This is a genomic window from Azospirillum sp. TSH20, from assembly GCF_003115935.1.
GTDB lineage: Bacteria > Pseudomonadota > Alphaproteobacteria > Azospirillales > Azospirillaceae > Azospirillum.
Genome location: NZ_LGQU01000042.1, coordinates 102,878 through 124,975, shown reverse-complemented (window position 1 = coordinate 124,975; position 22,098 = coordinate 102,878). Strand labels below are relative to the sequence as shown.

Sequence of the window (22,098 nt, the reverse complement as noted above, 5' to 3'; positions counted from 1 at the left end):
AGGAGAGTACTTGTTCGGGAGAGCGGCGGCAGTCCCTCCCCCGCCCAGCGGGGGAGGTTAGGTGGGGGCAATCGAAGCCAGCAATCCTCACACCGACTTCGTATCCAGCGCATACCCCGCCGACCGCACGGTGCGGATCAGGTCCAACTCGTCCTCTTCGTTCATCGCCTTGCGCAGGCGGCGGATGTGTACGTCGACCGTACGCGGCTCGACGTACACGTCGTGGCCCCACACCAGATCGAGCAGCTGTTCGCGGGAAAAGACGCGGCCGGGATGCTGCATGAAGTGGCGCAGCAGGCGGAATTCGGTCGGTCCCAGATGTACGTCCCGGCCGTTGCGGCGTACGCGGTGGGCGGCCAGATCCATCGTCACGTCGGCGAAGGTCAGAACCTCGTCGGTCATGCCGGGAGAGGCGCGGCGCAGCACGGCGCGCATGCGGGCCACCAGCTCGGTCGGGGAGAAGGGTTTGGTGATGTAGTCGTCGGCGCCGGAATTCAGGCCGCGCACCCGGTCGCCTTCCTCGCCGCGGGCGGTCAGCATGATGATCGGGATGTCGCGGGTCTTGGCGTTGCGGCGCAGCTGGCGGCAGACCTCCAGCCCGCTCATCAGCGGCAGCATCCAGTCGAGCAGCACGATGTGCGGCGTCTGTTCGCCGGCGGCCAGCAGGGCCTCCTCGCCGTCGCTGGCGGTGGCGACGCGGAAGCCTTCCTTTTCCAGGTTGTACTTCAGCAGCGTCAGGATGTCGGCCTCGTCCTCGACGATCAGGACGAGCGGCTTGAGGGCCGCGTTCATGGTGGCTCCGTTCACAGCGCGCGTCTCGACGTTAACCGGCATGGGACAGCCTTTTCAACAAAGGAGGGAAGGGGGGCGCAGGCGTAAGGCAGGACTCAGCCGTAGCGGCCGGTGATGTAGCCCTGGGTGCGCTCGTCGCGCGGGTTGGTGAAGATTTCCTCGGTGTCGTCGCACTCCACCATCTCGCCCAGATGGAAGAAGGCGGTGCGTTGCGACACGCGGGCGGCCTGCTGCATGTTGTGGGTGACGATGACGATGGTGTAGTTGGCCCGCAGCTCGTCGATCAGCTCCTCGATATGGGCGGTCGCGATGGGGTCGAGCGCAGAACAGGGCTCGTCCATCAGGATCACCTCGGGGCTGACGGCGATGGCGCGGGCGATGCACAGCCGCTGCTGCTGGCCGCCGGACAGGCTGGTGCCGGGTTCGCGCAAGCGGTCCTTCACCTCGGCCCACAGGCCGGCGCGCTTCAGCGAAGTCTGCACCACCTCGTCCAGCTCGTCGCGTCCGGAAGCGAGGCCGTGGATGCGCGGGCCGTAGGAGACGTTGTCGTAGATCGACTTCGGGAAGGGGTTCGGCTTCTGGAACACCATGCCGACACGGGCGCGCAGCTGCACCGCATCGACGGCCTTGCCATAGACGTCCTCGCCGTCCAGCGCGATCCGCCCCTCGACCCGGCAGCCCTCGATGGTGTCGTTCATCCGGTTCAGGCAACGCAGGAAGGTCGATTTGCCGCAGCCGGACGGGCCGATCAGCGCCAGCACCCGGTTTTCCTGGATGTCGAGATCGATGCCCTTCAACGCCTGCTTGGCGCCATAGAACACCTTCACCCCGCGGGCGGTCATCTTGGCAGGCAGCGCCGCAGCGGCTGCCCGGTTCGGTTGCCGGTCGCCACGGGGCCGCAGCTTCAGCGGGCTCGGGATGCTCATGGGGCGCTCACCACCGTCTCTCGAAAATCTTGCGCAGGATCACGGCCGCCCCGTTCAGCAGGATCAGGACGCCGAGCAGGATCAGGATCGCCGCGGAGGTGCGCTCGGTGAAGGCACGTTCCGGGCTGTCGGCCCACATGTAGATCTGGACCGGAAGCACCGTGGCGCTGTCGGTCAGCCCATGGGGGATGTCGACGATGAAGGCGACCATGCCGATCATCAGCAGCGGCGCCGTCTCGCCCAGGGCTCGGGCCATGCCGATGATGGTGCCGGTCAGGATGCCGGGCATCGCCAGCGGCAGCACATGGTGCAGCACCGTCTGCAGCGGTGAGGCGCCGATGCCCAGCGCCGCCTGACGGATCGACGGCGGCACCGCCTTCAGCGCGACGCGGGAGGCGATGATGATGACCGGCAGCGTCATCAGCGCCATCACCAGCCCGCCGACCAGCGGCGCCGAGCGCGGCATGCCGAAGAATCCCAGAAACACCGCCAGACCCAGCAGGCCGAAGATGATCGACGGCACCGCGGCGAGGTTGTTGATGTTCACCTCGATCAGGTCGGTCCAGCGGTTCTTCGGCGCGAACTCTTCCAGATAGACCGCGGCGGCGATGCCGACCGGCACCGACAGAGCCATGGTCACCAGCAGGGTCAGCAGCGAGCCGACGATGGCGCCGCCGATGCCGGCCTGTTCCGGTTCGCGGCTGTCGCCGGCGGTGAACAGGGTGGTGTTGAAGCCCTGCGCCAGCGCGCCGGAGGCCAGCAGCGCGTCGGCCGCGGCGACCTTGGCGTCGCTGAGCCCGCGCTCGCTTTCCGGCAGGTCGCGGCGGTAGCCGCCCTTCACCAGCTGGTCGATCTGGTCGTCGGCGCGGACCCAGACGGTCTGGGTCGTTCCGACCAGCGCCGGGTCCTTGGCGACCATCGCCTCCAGCTCATACGGCGCGCCCGACGACAGCAGATCGTTCAGCACGCGCTTGCCAGCGCGGTCGGTGATCTGCGGGAACTGGGCGTAGAGCGCCCGGCGCAACGGGGCGGTGTAATTGCGGTCGGCGACCTCCGCCGGGTCCAGCGTCACCTCCAGCCGGATGCGCGCTTCCCAAAAGGCACTGGCGCCCTTGGCGACGATGGAGCCCAGCAGCAGCACCAGGATCAGCGCCGCCAACGCCACCGCGGCGGCACCGGCCAGCCGGAAGCGGCGCTCCGCGGCATGGCGGGCGCGCAGACGGTGGGCGAAGGCTTCGCTGCGCAGCCGCGATTTCACGGGGGTTGTGGTTGGCGTCACGGCCGCCACGTCCTGCTCGACGAGGTCAGTCATATTTTTCCCGATAGGTCCGGACCACCCGCAGGGCGACCATGTTGAGGCAGAGCGTGACGAGGAACAGCACAAGGCCGAGGCCGAAGGCCGACAGCGTCTTCGGGCTGTCGAACTCCTGGTCGCCGACCAGCAGCGTGGCGATCTGGGTGGTGACGGTGGTGACCGCCTGCAGCGGGTTGGCGGTCAGGTTGGCGGTCAGGCCGGACGCCATGGTGACGATCATCGTCTCGCCGATGGCGCGGCTGACCGCCAGCATCACCGCGGCGACGATGCCCGGCAGCGCCGCCGGCAGCACCACCTGCCTGATCGTCTCCGACTTGGTGGCGCCGAGGCCATAGGAGCCGTCCCGCAGGCTCTGCGGCACCGAGTTGATGACGTCGTCCGACAGCGAGCTGACGAAGGGGATGATCATCACCCCCATCACGATGCCGGCCGCCAAGGCCGATTCCGAGCTGACGTCGAGCCCCAGCGCCTCGCCGACCGAACGCACGAAGGGCGCCATGGTCAGCGCGGCGAAGAAGCCGTAGACCACCGTCGGGATGCCGGCCAGGATCTCCAGCGCCGGCTTCAGCCAGGTGCGAACGCCGCGCCCGGCATATTCGGACATGTAGATCGCCGCCATCAGCCCGACCGGCACCGCCACCAGCATCGCGATGACGGTGATGAGAAGCGTGCCGGCGAACAGCGGGATCGCACCGAAGGAGCCGCTGGACCCGACCTGATCGGCCCGCATCGCCATCTGCGGGCTCCAATGGGTGCCGAACAGGAAATCAAGCGGCGAGACGACGGTGAAGAAGCGCAGTGCCTCGAACAGCAGTGACAGCACGATGCCGACCGTGGTCAGGATGGCGACCAGCGAGCAGACCACCAGCGCCACCCGCACAACCCGCTCCACCGCCGGACGGGCACGCAGGTCGGGGCCGATGCGGAGACGACCCCAGGCGAGCCCTGCGACGGCGAGGCTGGCGCCGAAGGCCAGCAGGCTCCAGTCGGCAAGGTCGCGGAGGGCGGAGTAGCGGCGGGCCGCCTCCGTCACCAGCGGATCGGCCTCACGCCCGGTGGCGATGCCGTGGGCGAGATTGAGGATATCGGCCTTCAGCAGGGCGACCGACTGGCCATCGCCGGTGGTCAGCCGGTCGGGCAATGATGACAGCACCAGTTGCATCGCCAGCCAGCCTTCCGACGCCGTCCAGGCGACGAACAGCAGCAGCGCCGGCAGACCGGCCCACAGCGCGACATAGACGCCATGGTAGGAGGGGACCGAATGCAGCTCCGCCACCCGTCCGCCGACCGACGACGCCGCGCGCGACCGGCCGATCAGGAAGCCGATCACGGTGAGCAGGGCCAGGATCAGGGCGAGGAGGGTCAGCTGCATGCGGGTCGCTTCGGGGGAAGAGGGGCAGGCGGAAAAGAGGCGGGCGGAGAAGGGCTGGTCAGAACTGGAGCGGGGTCAGGTTCACCGCCTCGATGCGGGCGGTATCGCGCAGCGCCTTCGGTTCCGGGATCAGGCCCTTGTCGACCAGATAGCCGTCGTCGCCCAGCGCGAGTTCCGAGGTGTATTCGCCGATGAACTCGCGGATGCCCGGAATGACGCCTGCATGGGCGTTCTTGACATAGATGTAGAGCGGGCGCGCCAGCTCGTACTTTCCGGCGGCCACCGTCTCCGCCGTCAGGTCGACCCCGTCCATCTTCGCCGCCTGCAGCGTGTCGCGGTTCTGGTCGAGATAGCTGTAGCCGAAGACGCCGAACGCGGTGGGGTTGGCGGTCAGCTTCTGGACGATCAGGTTGTCGTTCTCGCCGGCCTCGACATAGGCGCCGTCCTCGCGGATGGTCATGCAGGCGCGCTCACGGGCCTTTTCGTCGGGAACCGCCTTGGCGACTTCGGCCACCTTCCTGCAGCCTTCCAGCATCGCCAACTCGTTGAAGGTGTCGCGCGTACCGGAGGTGGGCGGCGGACCCAGCACCTCGATCGCCGCCTTGGGCAGCGACGGGTCGATGTCGGACCACAGCTTGTAAGGATTGGCGACCAGCGCGCCGTTCACCGGCACCTCCTTCGCCAGCGCCTTCCACAGCACGACGGTCGACAGCGACACCGGAGCGGCCTTCTTGGACGAGGCCAGGGCGATGCCGTCATAGCCGATCTTCAGTTCGGTGATCGTGGTGACGCCGTTGGCGGCGCACTGGTCGACCTCCGACTTCTTGATCCGGCGCGAGGCGTTGGCGATGTCGGGATGGGCCGGGCCGACGCCGGCGCAGAACAGCTTCAGCCCGCCGCCGGTGCCGGTCGATTCGATCACCGGGGTCTTGAACTTGCCGGTCTTGCCGAAGGCCTCCGCCACCGCGGTGGTGAAGGGGAAGACGGTGGAGGAGCCCACCGCGCGGATCTGGTCGCGCGATTGCGCCGACGCGGGGGCGGCGGCAAGGCCGAGCGCCAAGGCCAGGGCGGTCGCGGCGAAGACATGCGTCCGGGTGGTCACGGGTGCCCCTCCTTGAGGAAACGGAGACTGGTCCATCGGAATGGCGCGGACCATAGACCGGGAGGGCGACCGAATGATTGCGTTTTTATGACACTTTCATGACGGCGTCACAGAATGATGGGTTTCTCTCACACCCCACCCAATCCCCTCTCTCCCCTAGGGTGAGGGGGGAGCGCGGCGGTAGCTTTGGAAACGATACGCAGTGTGTCCCCCTCAGCCCGGCCCTCTCCCCGGGGGGGAGAAGGAGATGCGGCCTCTCCCACCGCCGGCAGATAAACCGTGAAGGCGCTGCCCACCCCGACCTCGCTTTCGATGGTCAGGCGGCCGCGGTGACGGTTCAGGATATGCTTGACGATGGCCAGCCCCAGCCCGGTGCCGCCCATGGCGCGGGATCGCGCGGCATCGACGCGGTAGAAGCGTTCGGTCAGGCGGGGCAGATGGGTGCGGGCGATGCCGTCGCCCCGGTCGCGCACCGACACCGACACCATCGCGGTACCGCCACGCAATGCGCGCTTGTCCTTCACCGCACCGCCGGACGCGGGCAGGCCGGTGAAGCCCACCGCCGCCCCGTCGGCCAGTGCGACGGTGACGATCACGTCGGTGTCTTCGCGCGTGTATTTGATCGCGTTGCTGACGAGGTTCTGGAAGACCTGGGTCAGCTGGTCCTCGTCGCCGACAACGGGCGGTAGTTCCTCCGGCGCTTCCAGACGCAGGCGGATGCGGCGCTCCGCCGCCTTCAGCTGCAGCGCGGCGATGACGTTCTCCAGCTCCTCCACCACGTCGACCCGGCCACTGGGCGGCATATGCTCGTCCAGTTCGATGCGGGACAGCGACAGCAGGTCGTTGACCAGCCGGGTCATACGGCTGGCCTGATCGTGCATGATCGCCAGGAAGCGGTCCTGCGCCTCCGGATCGTCACGGGCGGGGCCGCGCAGCGTCTCGATGAAGCCCAGCAACGAGGACAGCGGCGTGCGCAGCTCGTGGCTGGCGTTGGCGATGAAGTCGGCGCGCATCTGCTCCGACCGGCGGGCGGCGGTGACGTCGTGCAGGGTCAGGATCGCCATGCGGGCGACGGTGGGCGGGCGCGGCGCCGGCTCCTCCTCGATATCGCCATCAAGCAGGGACGGATCGGGTTCGGGCACCAGCCGCTGGAACGGCTTCACCTGCGCTTCGAAACTGCGCTCCACCGGAACCGGCAGCGTGAACTCGATGATGCGCGACGCACCGCCGCGCAGCACGGAGTCCACCGCCTCCAGCACCGCCGGCGTGCGCAAGGACGAAGCGAGGTCGCGGTCGACGACCTTGTCGCCGAACAGCTCCCGCGCGGTCCGGTTGGCGCGCACCACCTGCCGTTCGGCATCCATCAGCAGCAGCGGGGCGGGCAGGGCGTCGATCACCGCCTCGTCGGCATCGAGCTGCATCCGCACGCTCTCGGCCCGGCGCAGGCCGACCCGGTGCAGACGGCCGATGGTCGCGGCCAGCGCCTTCAAGGCGGGCGGCGTGCCGGCCGGGGCCAGCGGCTCGTCGGTCTCGGCCAGCCGGCCGGCGTAGTCGGTCATCGCGTCGGCATCGCCGCGGTAGGTGCGCAGGACCAGGACCGCGCCCACCAGCGCCGCCGCAGCCGCGGCCAGCGCAAGCCCGCCATGCAGCGCCCCGGCATGGACCGCCCAGGCCAGCACGCCGGCCATCGGCACCAGCATCAGCAGGATCGCAGTCAACAGCGGGGCGGGCGGCAACGCCTTCGGGCGCATGGGGTCGGCACCGGGTTCGAGTATGGGCAGGGGCGGACAGCGTGACGTTCAGTCCTTTTGCATGGCCCTTCTACACCATCGTCGCGCACACCGCGCGACGGTCATAAAAGATTCATGGGCATGACAATGCGGTGGATCGTTGACTCCACTATCTTGGAGCAGCATTCTATCTTCATGGAAAGTGCTGGAAACGATATCGACAGCCGTCTCGCCACCCGGTTGCGCGCCCTGCGGGCGGATCGGGGCCTGACGCTGGATGGTTTGGCCGAGCGCTCGGGCGTAAGCCGCTCGATGATCTCGCTGGTGGAACGGGGGGAGAGCAGTCCGACGGCCTCCGTGCTCGACCGGCTGGCCGCCGGATTGGGGGTGACGTTGGCGGCATTGTTCGCGGAAGCCGAGCGCGAGGATGCCAGCCCGGTCGCACGCCGCGCCGACCAGATCGCCTGGGCCGACCCCGCCACCGGCTATCGTCGGCGCAATCTGTCACCGCCGGGCTATCCGTCGCCCATCGAACTGGTGGAGGTGGAGCTGCCGCCGGGCGCTCGCGTCTCCTACGACAGCGGCAACCGCGCCGCCGTGGTGGAGCAGCAGGTCTATCTGCTGGACGGCACCATCGAACTGACGGTGGGGGAGGTGACGCACCGGCTGTCCGTCGGCGACTGCCTTGCCATGCGGCTCGACCGGCCGACCGGCTTCCACAATCCGACCGACCGGACCGCCCGCTACATCGTGGCGCTGACCACCGACGGGCGCCCAGCTTTAAACGCGGTTAAACGCTGATGGAGCATGCCATGGACAGCGCCTGCGCAGATGCCAGACAGCTGAATGGAGAAGTCGTGACGGTGCGCGTGCTGTCTTCTGTGGAGGCTCACGCAGCCGTGCCGGGGCTGACCGACGTACTGCTGGATTGCGTGGCGGGCGGTGCGTCGGTCAGCTTCATGGCGCCGCTTGACCGCCCCACCGCCGAAGGCTTCTGGCGGCAGGTGGTTGCCGGGGTGGAGCAGGGGGAGCGCATCCTGCTGGTGGCGGAGGACGGGGAGGGCGTGCTGGGCACCGTCCAGCTTGTCGTCGGCCAGCCGCCGAACCAGCCGCATCGTGCCGACCTGTCCAAGATGCTGGTTCACCGCCGCGCCCGCCGCCGGGGCGTCGGCGCCGCCCTGATGCAGGCGGCTGAGGACGCGGCTCGTGCCGCCGGCAAGACCCTGCTGGTGCTGGACACCGCATCGCCCGAGGCCGAACGGCTGTATGAACGGGCCGGCTGGGTGAAGGTCGGCGTCATCCCGAACTACGCTTTGTGGCCGAAAGGCGGGTTCTGCGATACGACGTACTTTTACAAGGCGTTGGGGTGAGCGGCAGTTTAGATAGAGCTAGGACGCAAGGAATTCCTCGAGAGCCGATGCGTTAGCCGGGGAGAACGGGTTCATAAAGCGAACCCCTTCAAGCTCCCGGCCATCCTGCAAATCCTCGCTGAATAGGACACGAGCACCCACACGCTTGACCACCGACCAAATCATGCCGTCCCAGAATTGGACGCCATGGTCGCGGTGCACGCGCATGGCATCAGCGACATCCGCGAAGACAGCCTCGCGGACGGAGAAAACGCCGCTCCACACATCGACGTATCGTGAGGCCTGTTCCGGAGGAGCACGGTATTTCCTGACCGCGACTGAATAGAACTCGGTCAGCGTCTGAAGCGGCAACACCCCTCGCCCGCTGGCACCCAGCCGATCGAGAAGGGTGATGGCGATGTGATGCTTTACAGGGTCACCGGCGCTGTCAGCGGCATAGAGAAGAATGTTGGTATCGATGCCAGTCAACATCATCGGGCATGCACATCGTCACGGTCGACTCCGCCACGGAAATCGAGCGGCAGTCCTTGCGCAAGCAAATCCATCATCCGCCGATGTGCGTGGCTGCGATCGACGTCCATGGATGCGGCGGCCGGCGAGAGGATGGCCACCGGTTTGCCATCCTTGGTAATGGTGATGCGTGCGCCGCCTTCGACTTCGCGCAACATCTTTGTAAAGTCGCGGTTCGCTTCCGCCGCACTGACGAGACTGTCCGGCATGGGCAGCCCTCACTCGCAAGATATCCTTTACGGACTATAGGCCACCCCAGCCGGAAAGACCATGCTCCCTCCTTCACCGGAATGGAGGAGGGAGCACCTCACCTCACCAGGGCAGCGAGTCGTGCGCCGCCAGCGCTGCGGCGGTGACGATGTCGTTGACCGAGGCGCCCATGGTGACGATCTGCGCCGGCTTGTCCAGGCCGATCAGCAGCGGGCCGATCATCTGGCCGCCGGCCATCTTGTTCAGCAGCTTGGCCGAGATGTTGGCGGAATGCAGGCCGGGCATGATCAGCACGTTCGCCGGACCGGACAGCCGCGAGAACGGGTAGACCCGCTTCATCAGCTGGTAATCCAGCGCCACGTCGGCCGACATCTCGCCGTCATACTCGAAATCGACCCGGCGGCTGTCGAGGATCGACAAGGCTTCCCGCAGCGGATCGGTGTTCGGGTGCGGCGTCTGGCCGAAGTTGGAGAAGGACAACATCGCGATCCGCGGCTCGTGCCCCATCTGCCGGGCCTTGGCCGCGGCACCGACGGCGATGTCGGCCAAGGTCTTGCCGTCGGGACGGACATGGACGGTGGTGTCGGCGATGAAGACGGTGCGGCTGCGGGTGATGAACAGGTGCAGGCCGAACACCGGCTCGCTCGCCTTCGAGTCGATGACGCGGCGGATTTCCTCGTACGCGACGCCGAAGCTGCGGGTCAGGCCGGTCACCATGGCGTGGGCGTCGCCCTGCGCCACCATGCAGGCGGCGAAGACGTTGCGGTCCTGGTTGACCATCCGCTGGCAGTCGCGCAGCAGGGCACCCTTGCGCTGCAAACGGCGGTAGAGGTGGTCGGCATAGCGGCGGTTGGCGTCTGACAGGCGGGCGTTGTGGATTTCGAACTGGATGTGCGGCTGGCCCATCGCCGCCAGCTGTTCCTTGATGACCTCCTCGCGGCCGATCAGAACCGGGATGCCATAGCCGTGGGCGCGGAAGGCCATGGCGGCGCGGATCGTCCGCTCCTCCTCGCCCTCGGCGAAGACGACGCGGCGCGGGTTGGTCCGCACCTTCTCCAGGATCAGCTCCAGACTGTCGGCGGTCGGATCCAGACGGGTGCGCAGGCTGTGCTTGTAGCTGGTCAGATCGAGGATCGGCTTGCGCGCCACGCCACTTTCCATCGCCGCCTGGGCGACGGCGGCCGGGACGGTGACGATCAGGCGCGGGTCGAAGGGCACCGGAATGATGTAGTCCGGGCCATAGCGCAGCCGGCGCCCGGAATAGGCGGCGTCGACCTCGTCCGGCACATCCTCGCGCGCCAGCGCCGCCAGCGCCTTGGCGGCGGCGACCTTCATCGCCTCGTTGATGGTGGTGGCGCGGACGTCCAGCGCGCCGCGGAACAGGTAGGGGAAGCCCAGGACGTTGTTGACCTGGTTGGGATAGTCGGAGCGGCCGGTCGCCACGATGGCATCGGCGCGCACCGCCTTCACATCCTCCGGCGTGATCTCCGGATCGGGGTTGGCGAGCGCGAAGATGATCGGCTTGGCCGCCATCGACTTCACCATCTCCTGGGTCATCGCCCCCTTGGCCGACAGGCCGACGAACACGTCGGAGCCGGCCACCGCCTCTTCCAGCGTGCGCTTGTCGGTGTCGACGGCGAAGGACGACTTCCACTGGTTCATGCCGTTGGTGCGGCCGCGATAGACCACGCCCTTGGTGTCGCACAGGATGATGTTTTCACGTGAAACACCCATCGTGCAGAACAGCTCGGCGCAGGCGATGCCCGCCGCGCCGGCGCCGTTCACCACCATCTTCACGTCTTCGATTCGGCGGCCGGTGATGTCGCAGGCATTGATCAGGCCGGCGGCGGCGATGATCGCGGTGCCGTGCTGGTCGTCGTGGAAGACCGGGATGTCCAGCAGCTCGCGCAGCCGCTCCTCGATGATGAAGCAGTCGGGCGCCTTGATGTCTTCCAGATTGATGCCGCCGAAGCTGGGGCCGAGGAAGCGCACGCAGTTGACGAACTCGTCCACGTCGCGGGTGTCGACCTCCAGGTCGATGCCGTCGACATCGGCGAAGCGCTTGAACAGCACCGCCTTGCCTTCCATCACCGGCTTGCCGGCGAGCGCGCCCAGGTCGCCCAGACCCAGCACGGCCGTGCCGTTGGAGATGATGGCGACGATGTTTCCCTTGGCCGTGTAGTCATAGGCAAGGGACGGATCCTCGGCGATGCGCAGGCAGGGCGCGGCGACGCCGGGCGAATAGGCCAGCGCCAGATCACGCTGGGTGGTCAGCGGCTTGGTCGGAGTGATTTCCAGCTTGCCGGGCCGGCCGCTGGAATGCAGCAGCAGGGCCTCTTCGTCGGTGACGCGCTTGGTGTCGGACATGGATGTCGTGTTCCTCAACGGAGTGCTGATGCCCGTCGGTCTTCGTTGGTGCCTTTTGTGCGGTGCGCTGCCGACGGTGGGGCCGCGATGGTATACGCCGCACGCGCAACTCGCCAAGCCTCCATCGCCTGCTTTTTGTACGAATCATGCATTTTTTTGACGATTGGCGACACATCCAGTTTGCTTCACGTCCTATCTGATCCGCTTTCCGTGCATGACCATGCCGGTTGGGACGGCTGGGAGACGGCTGGTATAATGCGGTGCGGAACACAACCGACGCGCTTATTCCCTCCCGGAGCCGCCATCTTGTCCCTGGCCCCCAAATCTGCGGCTCCCATCGCGCTGACGCCGGACGAACGCCGCATCACGCTGGTGATCGCGGCGGTACAGTTCATCAACATCCTCGATTTCATGATGGTGATGCCGCTCGGTCCCGACTTCGCCCGGGCGCTGAACATCCCGGCGGCGCACATCGGCTATATCGGCGGCAGCTATACCGCCGCTGCGGCCTTGGCCGGGCTGATCGGCTCGATGCTGCTCGACCGCTTCGACCGGCGCCGGGCGCTTGCCGTCGCCATGGCCGGACTGATCGTCTCCACGGCATTGGGCGGGCTGGCCTGGGACTTTCCATCGCTGCTGGCGGCGCGCGTGCTTGCCGGACTGTTCGGCGGCCCGGCCGTCGCGGTCGCCATCGCCACGGTGACCGATCAGGTGGCGCCGCAGCGGCGGGGGCAGGCGATGGGTGCGGTCATGTCCGCCTTCTCGCTGTCGGCCATCGCCGGGGTGCCGGTGGGGCTGGAGCTGACGCTCTATGGCGGCTGGCGGCTGCCCTTCTTCGCAGTGGCCTTCGCCGGCCTGATCGTCGCCGTGGCCGCCATCGCCATCCTGCCGCCGCAGCGCGCGCATCTCGCCGGGACAGGGGTGAAGACGGGGGCCTGGGTGCGGATGACGGCGCTGCTGTCGCGCCGCAAGGTCTGGCTGGCCTATGCCACCGTGGCGCTGGTGCAGGTCCAGCAGTTCATGATCGTCCCCAACATCGCCGCCTATGTGCAGGGCAATCTGGGCTTCCCGCGCGACCATCTGAGCCTGGTCTATATGACCGGCGGCACGCTGAGCTTCTTCGCCGCGCGCTGGGCCGGGCGGCTGGTCGACCGCCATGGCTCCAGCGCCGTCACCTTCGCCGCGACGGTGGGGCTGAGCCTGGTGATCTTCTTCGCCTTCATCGGCTACCGGCCCTGGATGCCGGTGCTTGGGCTGTTCCCCTTCTTCATGACCTTCGTCGGCATCCGCATGGTCGCCAACGGCGCCGCCTTCTCCCGCGTGCCGGACCCGCAGGAGCGCGCTGGATTCATGGCGCTGGTGTCGGCGGTGCAGCATCTCAGCTCCGCCTTCGGCGCCTTCCTGTCGGCGGAGATCCTGACCAACGGCGCCGACGGCCAGCTGGAGCATGTGACGACCATGGCGACCATCTCCATCACCATTGGGCTTGCCGTGCCGCTGCTGACCCTGTGGCTGGAGCGGGCGACGCGCCCGGCACCGCCACCAATGATCGCCGACGCCGTGCTGGACGGGGGCGGGCAGAGCCGTTAGCTTGCCGCCGAACCGCAAACGATCTTCGGAATGATGCCCATGCGCCCCTCCGGCCGCGCCTTCGACCAACTGCGCACCGTCTCCCTCGAGCCCGGCTTCAGCCGCTATGCCGAGGGCTCCTGCATGGTGCGCTTCGGCAACACGCATGTGCTGTGCACCGCCAGCGTCGACGAGACGGTGCCGCGTTTCCTGAAGAACACCGGGCTCGGCTGGGTCACCGCCGAATACGGCATGCTGCCGCGCTCCACCCACAGCCGCACCGACCGCGAAGCGGCGAAGGGCAAGCAGTCCGGCCGCACCCAGGAAATCCAGCGCCTGATCGGCCGTGCGCTGCGCGCCGTCACCGACCGGTCTGCCATGGGCGAGAAGCAGATCAAGATCGACTGCGACGTCATCCAGGCCGACGGCGGCACCCGCACCGCCGCCATCACCGGCAGCTATGTCGCCCTGCATCTCGCCTTCCAGCACCTGATGCAGATCGGCGCGCTGAAGACCATGCCGCTGACCGATCAGGTCGCCGCCGTGTCTTGCGGCCTCTATCAGGGCAATGCCGTGCTCGACCTCGACTATGACGAGGACTCCAAGGCTCAGGCCGACGCCAACTTCGTCCTGACCGGCAAGGCCGGCATCGTTGAAATCCAGGGCACCGCCGAGGAAACCCCCTTCTCCGAGCCGCAGTTCATGGAGCTGCTGGCGCTCGCCCGCAAGGGCGTCAACGAGCTGGTGGCGTTGCAGAAGCAGGTCCTCGGCATCAAGTAAGCCGGCATCTGCCAGAGGTCCATCATCCAGAGGTCCGTTACCATGTCCGCTCCCCGCCGCTTCACCGGCGACACGCTCGTCATCGCCAGCCACAACAAAGGCAAGGTGCGCGAGATCGCCGATTTGCTCGGCCCCTATGTCGCCACCTTCACCTCGGCCGGGGAACTGGGCCTGCCCGAACCGGAAGAGACCGGGACCACCTTCATCGCCAATGCGGAACTGAAGGCGAAGGCCGCCGCCGCCGCCGGCCATGTCGCGCTCGCCGACGACAGCGGGCTGGTGGTGCCGGCGCTGAACGGCGATCCCGGCATCTATTCCGCCCGCTGGGCCGGCCCGACCAAGGACTTCGCCATGGCGATGCGGAAGGTCGAGGACGGGCTGACAGGGAAGGCGGACCGCAGCGCCTATTTCGTCTGCGCCCTGTCGCTCGCCTGGCCGGACGGCCATGTCGAGACGGTGGAGGGTCGCTGCTACGGCACGCTGGTGTGGCCGCCGCGCGGGCCGCATGGCTTCGGCTATGACCCGATGTTCCTGCCGGACGGCCACGAGCTGTCTTTCGGCGAGATGGATCCGGCCAAGAAGCACGAGATGAGCCACCGCGCCGACGCCTTCCGCCAACTGGTGGAGCGGTGCTTCCGGTGAGCGTGTCTGATCCTGGTTTTGCCCTCTACGTCCATTGGCCCTTCTGCAAATCGAAGTGCCCCTATTGCGATTTCAACAGCCATGTCCGCGAGCGGGTCGACCATGACCGCTGGCGGGCAGGGCTGCTGCGCGAGCTGGACCATTACGCCGACCTGACCGCCGGCCGCACGGTCACCTCGATCTTCTTCGGCGGCGGCACCCCGTCGCTGATGGAACCCTCGACTGTCGGTGCCGTCATCGACCGTGTCGCCCAACGCTGGCCGGTGGCCGACGGGCTCGAGGTTACGCTGGAGGCCAACCCGACCTCCGTCGAAGCCGACAAGTTCCGCGCCTTCCGCACAGCCGGGATCAACCGCGTTTCGCTGGGCATCCAGGCGCTGGACGACGCCAGCCTGAAGTTCCTCGGCCGCCAACACAATGCGGCGGAGGCGACCGGCGCCATCGAGCTGGCGGCGCGGACCTTCGACCGCTTTTCCTTCGACCTGATCTATGCCCGTCCCGGCCAGACGGTGGCGGCCTGGCAGGCGGAGCTGGCGCGGGCGCTGGATTACGCGGTCGGCCATCTGTCGGTCTATCAGCTGACGATCGAGGAGGGCACCGCCTTCTATCCGCTGCATGCCCGCGGCGATCTGGTGCTGCCTGACGAGGATGTGGCCGGCGATCTCTACGAGGCGACGCAGAGCCAGCTGACGGCGGCCGGGCTGCCGGCCTACGAGATTTCCAACCATGCCCGCCCCGGCGAGGAAAGCCGCCACAACCTGACCTATTGGCGCTATGGCGATTATGTCGGCATCGGTCCCGGCGCCCATGGCCGGCTGACGCTGGATGGCGGGAAGTCCGCCACCCGCGCCCACCGCGCCCCGGAGATCTGGCTGGAACGGGTGGAGCGCGACGGGCATGGTGCCGCCCCCCCCGATCCCATCGACCGTGATGCCCGCGGCACCGAACTGCTGATGATGGGGCTGCGCCTGAGCGAGGGGGTGCGGCTTGCCCGTCTGGTGGAGGAAACCGGCCGGACTCTCGACGATTTCGTCGATCCGTCGGCACTGTCCCGCCTGATCGACGGCGGTTTCCTGACGCGCGATGCCGACCGTCTGGTTGCGACATCGGAGGGGCTACAGCGTCTGAACGCGGTGCTCAGCGCAATTCTGGCGTAAGATCCCGTGTCTTCAATCGGGAAAGGGCAGGGGATGCTCATCAGCCTGATCGTCGCTGCCGCAACGAACGATGTGATCGGCCGGGACGGCCGGCTTCCCTGGCATCTTCCCAGCGACCTGCGCCGGTTCAGGGAATTGACGATGGGAAAACCGATCCTGATGGGTCGGAAAACCTGGGAGTCGCTGCCGCGCCGCCCGCTGCCCGGCCGCGACAATCTGGTGGTGAGCCATCGGGGCCTCGTCGGCGAGCATGACGGCGCCCGCTGGTTCACCGGTCTCGGGGCGGCGGTGTCGTGGGCACAAGGCTCCGGTGCGGCCGAACTGTGCGTCATCGGCGGTGCCGCCCTGTTCCGCGAGACGCTGCCGATCGCCGATCGCCTGCACCTGACCCGCATCGAAAGCACCGTGGACGGCGACACGGTGATGCCGCCCATCGGGGCGGAATGGGCAGAGGTGTGGTCGAGCGCGCCCATGGAAGAGAATGGGCTGTTCTATCGCTACATCGATCTCGAAAAGGTGCGCGGGTAGGGGGCAAGCGCCCCCCTTTAAGCCCCTTACTCTTCGCCACCCAGCCGGTGCAGAACGTCGTCCAGCTGGTCGAGCGTCTGGTAATGGATGGTGATCGTCCCGCGTTGGCCCTGCGGATTGATCGCGACCTTCAGACCGATGCGGGCGGAGATCTCCTCCTCGAGATTGATCAGGTCGACGTCCTTCATCGCCGGAGCGTTGCCGGATCCGCCGTTCGCGGCCTTGCCTTTCTTCGCCTTCGGCTGATCGCCGCGCATCAGGTCTTCGGTCTGGCGGACGTTCAGGCCGCGCGTCACCACCTCGCGGGCTACGGCGGCCGGATCCGGGGCGGTCAGCAGGGCGCGGGCATGGCCGGCGGTCAGCGCGCCGTCCTGAACCATCGACTTGACGGGATCGGGCAGGGCCAGCAGGCGCATCATGTTGGCGACATGGCTGCGGCTCTTGCCGACGGCGCGGGCCAGATCCTCCTGCGTGTGCTCGAACTCCTCCATCAGGCGGCGATAGCCCTCCGCCTCTTCCAGAGGAGTCAGATCCTGGCGCTGGATGTTCTCGATCAGCGCGATTTCCAGCGCCTCGCGGTCGCTGAGATCGCGGATGACGACCGGAACCTCATGCAGGCCGGCGATCTGCGCGGCGCGCCAGCGGCGTTCGCCGGCGATCAGCTCGTAGGAATTGGCATCCTCGCCATCGCGGCGGACGAGAAGGGGCTGCAGGATGCCCTTGTCGCGGATGGAGTCGACGAGGCCCTGGATGGCCTCCTCGTCGAACTTTCGCCGTGGCTGGTACTTGCCGGGGTGCACGAACTCGATCGGCACCTGCTTGGACTGCCGCACCTTGTCGAGTGCCGAGTAATCCTCGGTCGCCTCGCCGAACAGGGCGGAAAGGCCGCGGCCCAGGCTGGCACGGCGGGCGCCCCCTTGCTTGGTGTCGTCGATCATGCGGTCAGTCTCTTCTCACGGCGCAGCACCTCGCCCGCCAGATGGATGTAGGCCTGGGATCCGGGGCAGCGCATGTCGTAGATCAGCACCGGCTTACCGTGCGACGGCGCCTCCGACACCTTGACATTGCGCGGGATGACGGTGTCGTACACCTTCTCCCCGAAGAAGCCGCGGACGTCCGCCGCCACCATGTCCGACAGGTTGTTGCGCTTGTCGAACATGGTCAGCACGACGCCGTGGATGTCCAGGTTCGGGTTGAAGGCGCGCTTCACGCGTTCGATGGTGCGGACCAGATGGCTGAGACCCTCCAGCGCGTAGAACTCGCACTGCAGGGGGACCATCACCGCATGGGACGCGACCAGAGCGTTCAGCGTCAGAAGACCCAGCGCCGGCGGGCAGTCGATCAGGACATAGTCGTATTCGAGCGCGCTGTTGGCGACCGCCTCGCGCAGTCGAAACTCGCGGCGCTCGGCACCGACCAGCTCGATCTCGGCACCCGACAGATCGACCGAGGAGGTGATGATCGACAGGTTCGGCACCGAGGAGGGGGTCGCGGCCTGCTCCAGCGAGACGTCGTCGAACAGCACGTCATAGATGCCGACGCGGCGGTCCGAGCGGGGGATGCCGAGACCGGTGGACGCATTGCCCTGCGGGTCGAGGTCGATCACCAGCACCCGCTTGCCAATGACGGCGAGCGCGGTGGCGAGGTTGATCGTCGTCGTGGTCTTGCCCACGCCGCCCTTCTGGTTGGCAATCGCAACCACGCGGGCAAGGGGACGGGTGACGGCAGACATGGCAGCCTCTCGGGAGTCCGGTTGGCGGGAAGAAGGCGGAGGGAGAGTGTCAGGCACGGTTTTCACGCACGCTCAAGGTCACTCACACGCAGGATGGTTCCGCTCGGATCGGTGCGGCTGTCAAATCGCTCCGTCCGCAGTCTCCAATATCGCGTGGCAGCGGTCAATTCGTCGTCCAGCGCAGCACCCTTCAGGAACAGGCACTTGCCGCGCGATCCGATGAAGGGGTGGGCCCAGCCAAACAGGTCGGTCAGCGGCGCCAAAGCGCGGGCGGTGACGACATCGGCTTCGATGCCGGTGACGGTTTCGATCCGCTTGGTGTGGACGGTGACCGGCGCTTCGCAGACCCGCGCGACCTCGCGCAGGAAGGCGCATTTGCGCACGTCGCTCTCGATCAGATGCACCTGCGGCACACCGAGGACGGCGAGCACCAGACCGGGGAAGCCGGCCCCGCTGCCGAGATCGACCAGCACCCGCGTGCCGTCCGGCAGCAGCGGGTAGAGCTGGGCGGAGTCGAGGAAGTGGCGCTTCCAGGCGTCGGGCAGGGTGGAGGGTCCGACCAGATTGATCTTCGGCTGCCACTTGCGCAGCAGACCTTCATAGGCGATCAGGCGGTCGAGCGTTTCACGTGAAACACCGGTGGCCTCCTGAAATGCAATCGCATCGAACCCGCTCATTCGGCGGCCACCCCGGACGAGACCACGTCGCGGCGCTTCACATGGCGGAGCAGGGCAACCAGCGCGGCCGGGGTCATGCCGGGAATGCGGGCCGCCGCACCCAGCGTCGCCGGACGCGACTGACGCAGCTTCTGCCGTATTTCGGCGGACAGGCTGCCGATGCCATCGACATCCAGATCGTCGGGCAGAGCAAGGGACTCGTCCTTGCGGAAGGCACGGATGTCGGCCTCCTGCCGGCCGAGATAGCCGGCATATTTGCCGTCGATCTCCAACTGCTCGGCAATCTCCGGCGCGATCTCGCCAAGCTCCGGCCATAGGCGGGCGAGGGCGGCGAGGTCGATGTCGGGATAGCGCAGCAGGTCGGCGGCACTGCGGCGCACGCCGTCCTGGTTCACCGCGACACCCTGGCGGGAGAGTTCGGCCGGCGTCGCCTGCAGCGAGGCGACAAGCGCACGACCGGCCGACAGTGCAGCGCTCTTGGCGGCGAAGACATCGCGACGCTCGGAGCCGACGCAGCCTATGGCGATACCCTTGTCGGTCAGCCGCTGGTCGGCGTTGTCGGCGCGCAGCAGCAACCGGTATTCGGCGCGCGAGGTGAACATGCGGTAGGGCTCGTTGGTGCCCCGGCCGATCAGGTCGTCGATCAGCACGCCGATGTAAGCGTCGGCGCGATCGAGGACGAAGCCCTCGCGGTTGCCGCTTGCCGCCAACGCGGCGTTGATGCCGGCCATCAGACCCTGGGCCGCCGCCTCTTCATAGCCGGTGGTGCCGTTGATCTGACCGGCCAGGAACAGGCGCGGCGCCCGGCGGGTCTCCAGCGTCGGCTTCAGTTCACGCGGATCGACATAATCATATTCGATGGCGTAGCCGGGGCGGATCATCACGACCTTCTCCAGCCCCGGCATGCTGGCAAGGATACCGAGCTGCACGTCGCGGGGCAGGGAGGTGGAGATGCCGTTCGGGTAGACGGTGGGATCGTCCAGACCTTCCGGTTCGAGGAAGATCTGGTGCTTCTCCTTCTCGGCGAAGCGGACGACCTTGTCCTCGATGGAGGGACAATAGCGCGGACCGGTGCCGGTGATCTGGCCGGAATACATCGGCGCGCGATGCAGGTTGGCGCGGATCAGGGCATGAGCTTCCGGCGTCGTCCAGGTGATCGCGCAGTCGATCTGCGGCGTGTCGATCCGCTCCGTCATATAAGAGAAGGGCGGGGGCGGCATATCCCCTGGCTGCTTCTCCAGCGCGTCCCAATCGATGGTGCGGCCGTCGAGGCGCGGCGGCGTGCCGGTCTTCAGACGGCCGAGCGGGAAGCCGAGATGAGCCAGCGTGTCGGACAGGCCGATGGATGGCGCCTCGCCAACGCGGCCGGCGGGGGTGCGCTCCTCGCCGATGTGGATCAGGCCGCGCAGGAAGGTGCCGGTGGTCAGCACCACCGCGCCGGCGCGGATGGACTCGCCGGCCCCGGTAACGACACCGGTGATGCGGTGGTCCGCGTCGACGATCAGATCCTCGGCGCCACCGGCTTCGATGAACAGGTTTTCCTGTTCGGCCAGCAGCGACTGCATCGCCTGGCGATAGAGCTTGCGATCGGCCTGAGCGCGCGGACCACGGACGGCGGGACCCTTGCTACGGTTCAGGATGCGGAATTGGATGCCGCCGCGGTCGATGGCCTTCGCCATCACGCCGTCCAGCGCATCGATCTCCCGCACCAGATGGCCCTTGGCCAAACCGCCAATGGCGGGGTTGCAGGACATCTCGCCGATGGTTTCGACCTTGTGGGTCAGCAGGAGCGTACGCGCACCCATGCGCGCTGCCGCCGCAGCCGCCTCACAGCCGGCGTGACCGCCGCCGACAACGATGACATCAAAGTTCCGCATGCGCGGGACCATAACCGAACGACGCCGGGGATCCAAGAGGCGGGGCAGGGACAAGTGGGACACATCAGCGTTGTTTCACGTGAAACATGCCGTCACTTGCCGCTGTCACTTGCCGATGCAGAAGTCGCGGAAGATCACGTCCAGCAGATCCTCCACATCCACCCGCCCGGTGATGCGTCCCAGCGCCCGGCTGGCGAGACGCACATCCTCCGCCGCCAGCTCCGGCAGCGGCGCGTCGAGCGCGCGCAGCAGTGACTCCCGGCATTCCATCAACGCGGCACGATGGCGGGCGCGGGTCAGAGACGGGGCGCTGCCGATGGCGAGCCGATCGGCGCTGAATGCCGTCAGCGTTTCCTCCAACGTCTTCAGACCGGTGCCGGTGTGGGCAGAGACCAGGATCGGGGCCAGATCCGGTCGCAGGTCGGTGGCCGTCGCGAGGTCAGTCTTGTTGAACACCACCACGGTGTCGCGGTCGATCAGGTCCAGCGTCGCCGGGTCGAGATCGGGCAGGGTGGTGGCATCGAACACCGCCACCTTCACATCGGCACGCGCCGCCCGGTCGCGGGCGCGGCGGATGCCTTCCTCTTCGACTTCATCGGCAGCAGCTTCGCGCAAGCCTGCGGTGTCGGCCAGCACGACCGGATAGCCGCCGAGGTCGAGATGCACCTCGATGATGTCGCGGGTGGTGCCGGCGCGGGCGGAGACGATAGCAGCGTCACGTCGGGCGATCGCATTCAGCAGGCTCGACTTGCCGGCGTTCGGCGCGCCGACGATGGCGATGTGCAGCCCTTCGCGCAGACGCTCGCCCCGGCCGCCGTCATCGAGATGCGCTGCGATCTCATCGGCCAGCCCGGCGATCACCGGACGCACGGCATCGGCGACACCGCCGGGCAGATCGTCTTCGGCGAAGTCTATGTCGGCTTCAATATGGGCAAGAGCGCGGGTCAGCCGCTCCCGCCAGCCGTCATAAAGTTTGCCGAGCGCACCCTCCATCTGCCGCAAGGCCTGTCGGCGCTGGGCGGTGGTCTCGGCATCGATCAGGTCGGCGACCGCCTCCGCCTCCGTCAGGTCGAGCTTGCCGTTCTCGAAAGCGCGGCGGGTGAACTCGCCCGGTTCGGCCAGTCGCAGGCCGGGCAGGGTGGCGAGCGCCTCGATCACGCCAGTGACGACGGCGCGTCCGCCATGCAGATGCAACTCCACCACATCCTCGCCGGTGAAGCTGGCGGGGGCGGTGAAGCGCAGGACCAGCGCGTCGTCCAGCGCATCGCCGGTGCGCGGATCGCGCAGCTTGGTCAGCACGGCGCAGCGGGGAGCTGGCAGGGGGCGGCCGGTCAGCGCCGCGAGGGCGGATCCGGCCTCGGGCCCCGAAATGCGAACCACCGCCACACCGGAGCGGCCGGGGGCGGTGGCGAGAGCGTAGATGGTGGTGAACATCGGATAGG

General features: G+C 67.6%; 21 protein-coding genes. 7 read left to right on the top strand and 14 right to left on the bottom strand.

Features of this window, described 5'->3' with window-relative positions; translation table 11 throughout:
- Positions 1–87 precede the first annotated feature (87 nt).
- The 6 genes from phoB to TSH20_RS12045 form a co-directional block, all read right to left on the bottom strand.
- Positions 88–792 carry a phosphate regulon transcriptional regulator PhoB gene (phoB, locus tag TSH20_RS12070; RefSeq protein WP_083896944.1) on the bottom strand — a complete coding sequence of 235 codons (705 nt, stop codon included), beginning with the start codon at positions 790–792 and terminating at the stop codon, positions 88–90.
- A gap of 95 nt (positions 793–887) precedes the next feature.
- Entirely contained in the window at positions 888–1,634 is a 747-nt protein-coding gene (gene pstB / locus TSH20_RS12065) for a phosphate ABC transporter ATP-binding protein PstB (RefSeq protein WP_247871319.1), read from the bottom strand.
- A 91-nt stretch (positions 1,635–1,725) separates the two neighbouring features.
- Positions 1,726–3,030 carry a phosphate ABC transporter permease PstA gene (gene pstA / locus TSH20_RS12060; RefSeq protein WP_109074950.1) on the bottom strand — a complete coding sequence of 435 codons (1,305 nt, stop codon included), beginning with the start codon at positions 3,028–3,030 and terminating at the stop codon, positions 1,726–1,728.
- Positions 3,023–4,405 (bottom strand): phosphate ABC transporter permease subunit PstC, encoded by a 1,383-nt coding sequence (gene pstC / locus TSH20_RS12055; protein ID WP_109074949.1) that lies wholly within the window; start codon positions 4,403–4,405, stop codon positions 3,023–3,025. Before pstC ends, pstA begins: the two co-directional genes overlap by 8 nt.
- A gap of 58 nt (positions 4,406–4,463) precedes the next feature.
- Positions 4,464–5,507 (bottom strand): PstS family phosphate ABC transporter substrate-binding protein, encoded by a 1,044-nt coding sequence (locus TSH20_RS12050; RefSeq protein ID WP_109074948.1) that lies wholly within the window; start codon positions 5,505–5,507, stop codon positions 4,464–4,466.
- Positions 5,508–5,635: 128 nt separating this feature from the next.
- Positions 5,636–7,258, bottom strand: coding sequence for an ATP-binding protein (locus TSH20_RS12045; RefSeq protein WP_109074947.1), 1,623 nt, complete (start codon positions 7,256–7,258; stop codon positions 5,636–5,638).
- 174 nt (positions 7,259–7,432) lie between these two features.
- Here TSH20_RS12045 and TSH20_RS12040 point away from each other — a divergent pair, with 174 nt between their 5' ends.
- Together TSH20_RS12040 and TSH20_RS12035 are read left to right on the top strand one after the other, a co-directional pair.
- Positions 7,433–8,038 carry an XRE family transcriptional regulator gene (locus TSH20_RS12040; RefSeq protein ID WP_109074946.1) on the top strand — a complete coding sequence of 202 codons (606 nt, stop codon included), beginning with the start codon at positions 7,433–7,435 and terminating at the stop codon, positions 8,036–8,038.
- A gap of 11 nt (positions 8,039–8,049) precedes the next feature.
- The gene (locus TSH20_RS12035; protein ID WP_109075009.1) at positions 8,050–8,607 is read left to right on the top strand and encodes a GNAT family N-acetyltransferase; all 558 of its coding nucleotides are present in this window, start codon (positions 8,050–8,052) and stop codon (positions 8,605–8,607) included.
- Between the two features lie 18 nt (positions 8,608–8,625).
- Here TSH20_RS12035 and TSH20_RS12030 read toward each other — a convergent pair whose 3' ends face one another.
- The 3 genes from TSH20_RS12030 to TSH20_RS12020 form a co-directional block, all read right to left on the bottom strand.
- Positions 8,626–9,081, bottom strand: coding sequence for a PIN domain-containing protein (locus tag TSH20_RS12030; protein WP_109074945.1), 456 nt, complete (start codon positions 9,079–9,081; stop codon positions 8,626–8,628).
- The gene (locus tag TSH20_RS12025) at positions 9,078–9,326 is read right to left on the bottom strand and encodes a type II toxin-antitoxin system prevent-host-death family antitoxin (RefSeq protein ID WP_109074944.1); all 249 of its coding nucleotides are present in this window, start codon (positions 9,324–9,326) and stop codon (positions 9,078–9,080) included. Before TSH20_RS12025 ends, TSH20_RS12030 begins: the two co-directional genes overlap by 4 nt.
- A gap of 103 nt (positions 9,327–9,429) precedes the next feature.
- Positions 9,430–11,694, bottom strand: coding sequence for an NADP-dependent malic enzyme (locus TSH20_RS12020; RefSeq protein ID WP_109074943.1), 2,265 nt, complete (start codon positions 11,692–11,694; stop codon positions 9,430–9,432).
- A gap of 306 nt (positions 11,695–12,000) precedes the next feature.
- On the opposite strand from TSH20_RS12020, the gene TSH20_RS12015 reads away from it, so the two are divergent.
- The 5 genes from TSH20_RS12015 to TSH20_RS11995 are packed head-to-tail and all read left to right on the top strand — an operon-like array spanning position 12,001 to position 16,370.
- The gene (locus TSH20_RS12015) at positions 12,001–13,284 is read left to right on the top strand and encodes an MFS transporter (RefSeq protein ID WP_199231964.1); all 1,284 of its coding nucleotides are present in this window, start codon (positions 12,001–12,003) and stop codon (positions 13,282–13,284) included.
- A gap of 39 nt (positions 13,285–13,323) precedes the next feature.
- A complete protein-coding gene (gene rph / locus TSH20_RS12010; RefSeq protein ID WP_109074941.1) occupies positions 13,324–14,043 on the top strand; it encodes a ribonuclease PH in 720 nt (239 codons plus the stop codon).
- Between the two features lie 42 nt (positions 14,044–14,085).
- Positions 14,086–14,685: an RdgB/HAM1 family non-canonical purine NTP pyrophosphatase gene (gene rdgB / locus TSH20_RS12005; RefSeq protein WP_109074940.1), complete on the top strand. Its 600-nt coding sequence runs from the start codon at positions 14,086–14,088 to the stop codon at positions 14,683–14,685.
- Positions 14,673–15,842, top strand: coding sequence for a radical SAM family heme chaperone HemW (gene hemW, locus TSH20_RS12000; RefSeq protein ID WP_109074939.1), 1,170 nt, complete (start codon positions 14,673–14,675; stop codon positions 15,840–15,842). Before rdgB ends, hemW begins: the two co-directional genes overlap by 13 nt.
- Before the next feature lie 33 nt (positions 15,843–15,875).
- Complete coding sequence (locus TSH20_RS11995) at positions 15,876–16,370, top strand: dihydrofolate reductase (RefSeq protein ID WP_109074938.1); 495 nt, start codon at positions 15,876–15,878, stop codon at positions 16,368–16,370.
- A gap of 26 nt (positions 16,371–16,396) precedes the next feature.
- Here TSH20_RS11995 and TSH20_RS11990 read toward each other — a convergent pair whose 3' ends face one another.
- The 5 genes from TSH20_RS11990 to mnmE all read right to left on the bottom strand — a co-directional run bounded on the left by TSH20_RS11990 (position 16,397) and on the right by mnmE (position 22,090).
- A complete protein-coding gene (locus tag TSH20_RS11990; RefSeq protein ID WP_109074937.1) occupies positions 16,397–17,308 on the bottom strand; it encodes a ParB/RepB/Spo0J family partition protein in 912 nt (303 codons plus the stop codon).
- The gene (locus TSH20_RS11985) at positions 17,305–18,102 is read right to left on the bottom strand and encodes an AAA family ATPase (RefSeq protein WP_109074936.1); all 798 of its coding nucleotides are present in this window, start codon (positions 18,100–18,102) and stop codon (positions 17,305–17,307) included. The genes TSH20_RS11990 and TSH20_RS11985 overlap by 4 nt, the downstream gene beginning before the upstream one ends.
- 62 nt (positions 18,103–18,164) lie before the next feature.
- Positions 18,165–18,779, bottom strand: coding sequence for a 16S rRNA (guanine(527)-N(7))-methyltransferase RsmG (rsmG, locus tag TSH20_RS11980; RefSeq protein WP_109074935.1), 615 nt, complete (start codon positions 18,777–18,779; stop codon positions 18,165–18,167).
- Positions 18,776–20,656 carry a tRNA uridine-5-carboxymethylaminomethyl(34) synthesis enzyme MnmG gene (gene mnmG, locus TSH20_RS11975; RefSeq protein WP_199231963.1) on the bottom strand — a complete coding sequence of 627 codons (1,881 nt, stop codon included), beginning with the start codon at positions 20,654–20,656 and terminating at the stop codon, positions 18,776–18,778. Before mnmG ends, rsmG begins: the two co-directional genes overlap by 4 nt.
- A gap of 105 nt (positions 20,657–20,761) precedes the next feature.
- The gene (gene mnmE, locus TSH20_RS11970) at positions 20,762–22,090 is read right to left on the bottom strand and encodes a tRNA uridine-5-carboxymethylaminomethyl(34) synthesis GTPase MnmE (protein ID WP_109074933.1); all 1,329 of its coding nucleotides are present in this window, start codon (positions 22,088–22,090) and stop codon (positions 20,762–20,764) included.
- Positions 22,091–22,098 lie beyond the last annotated feature (8 nt).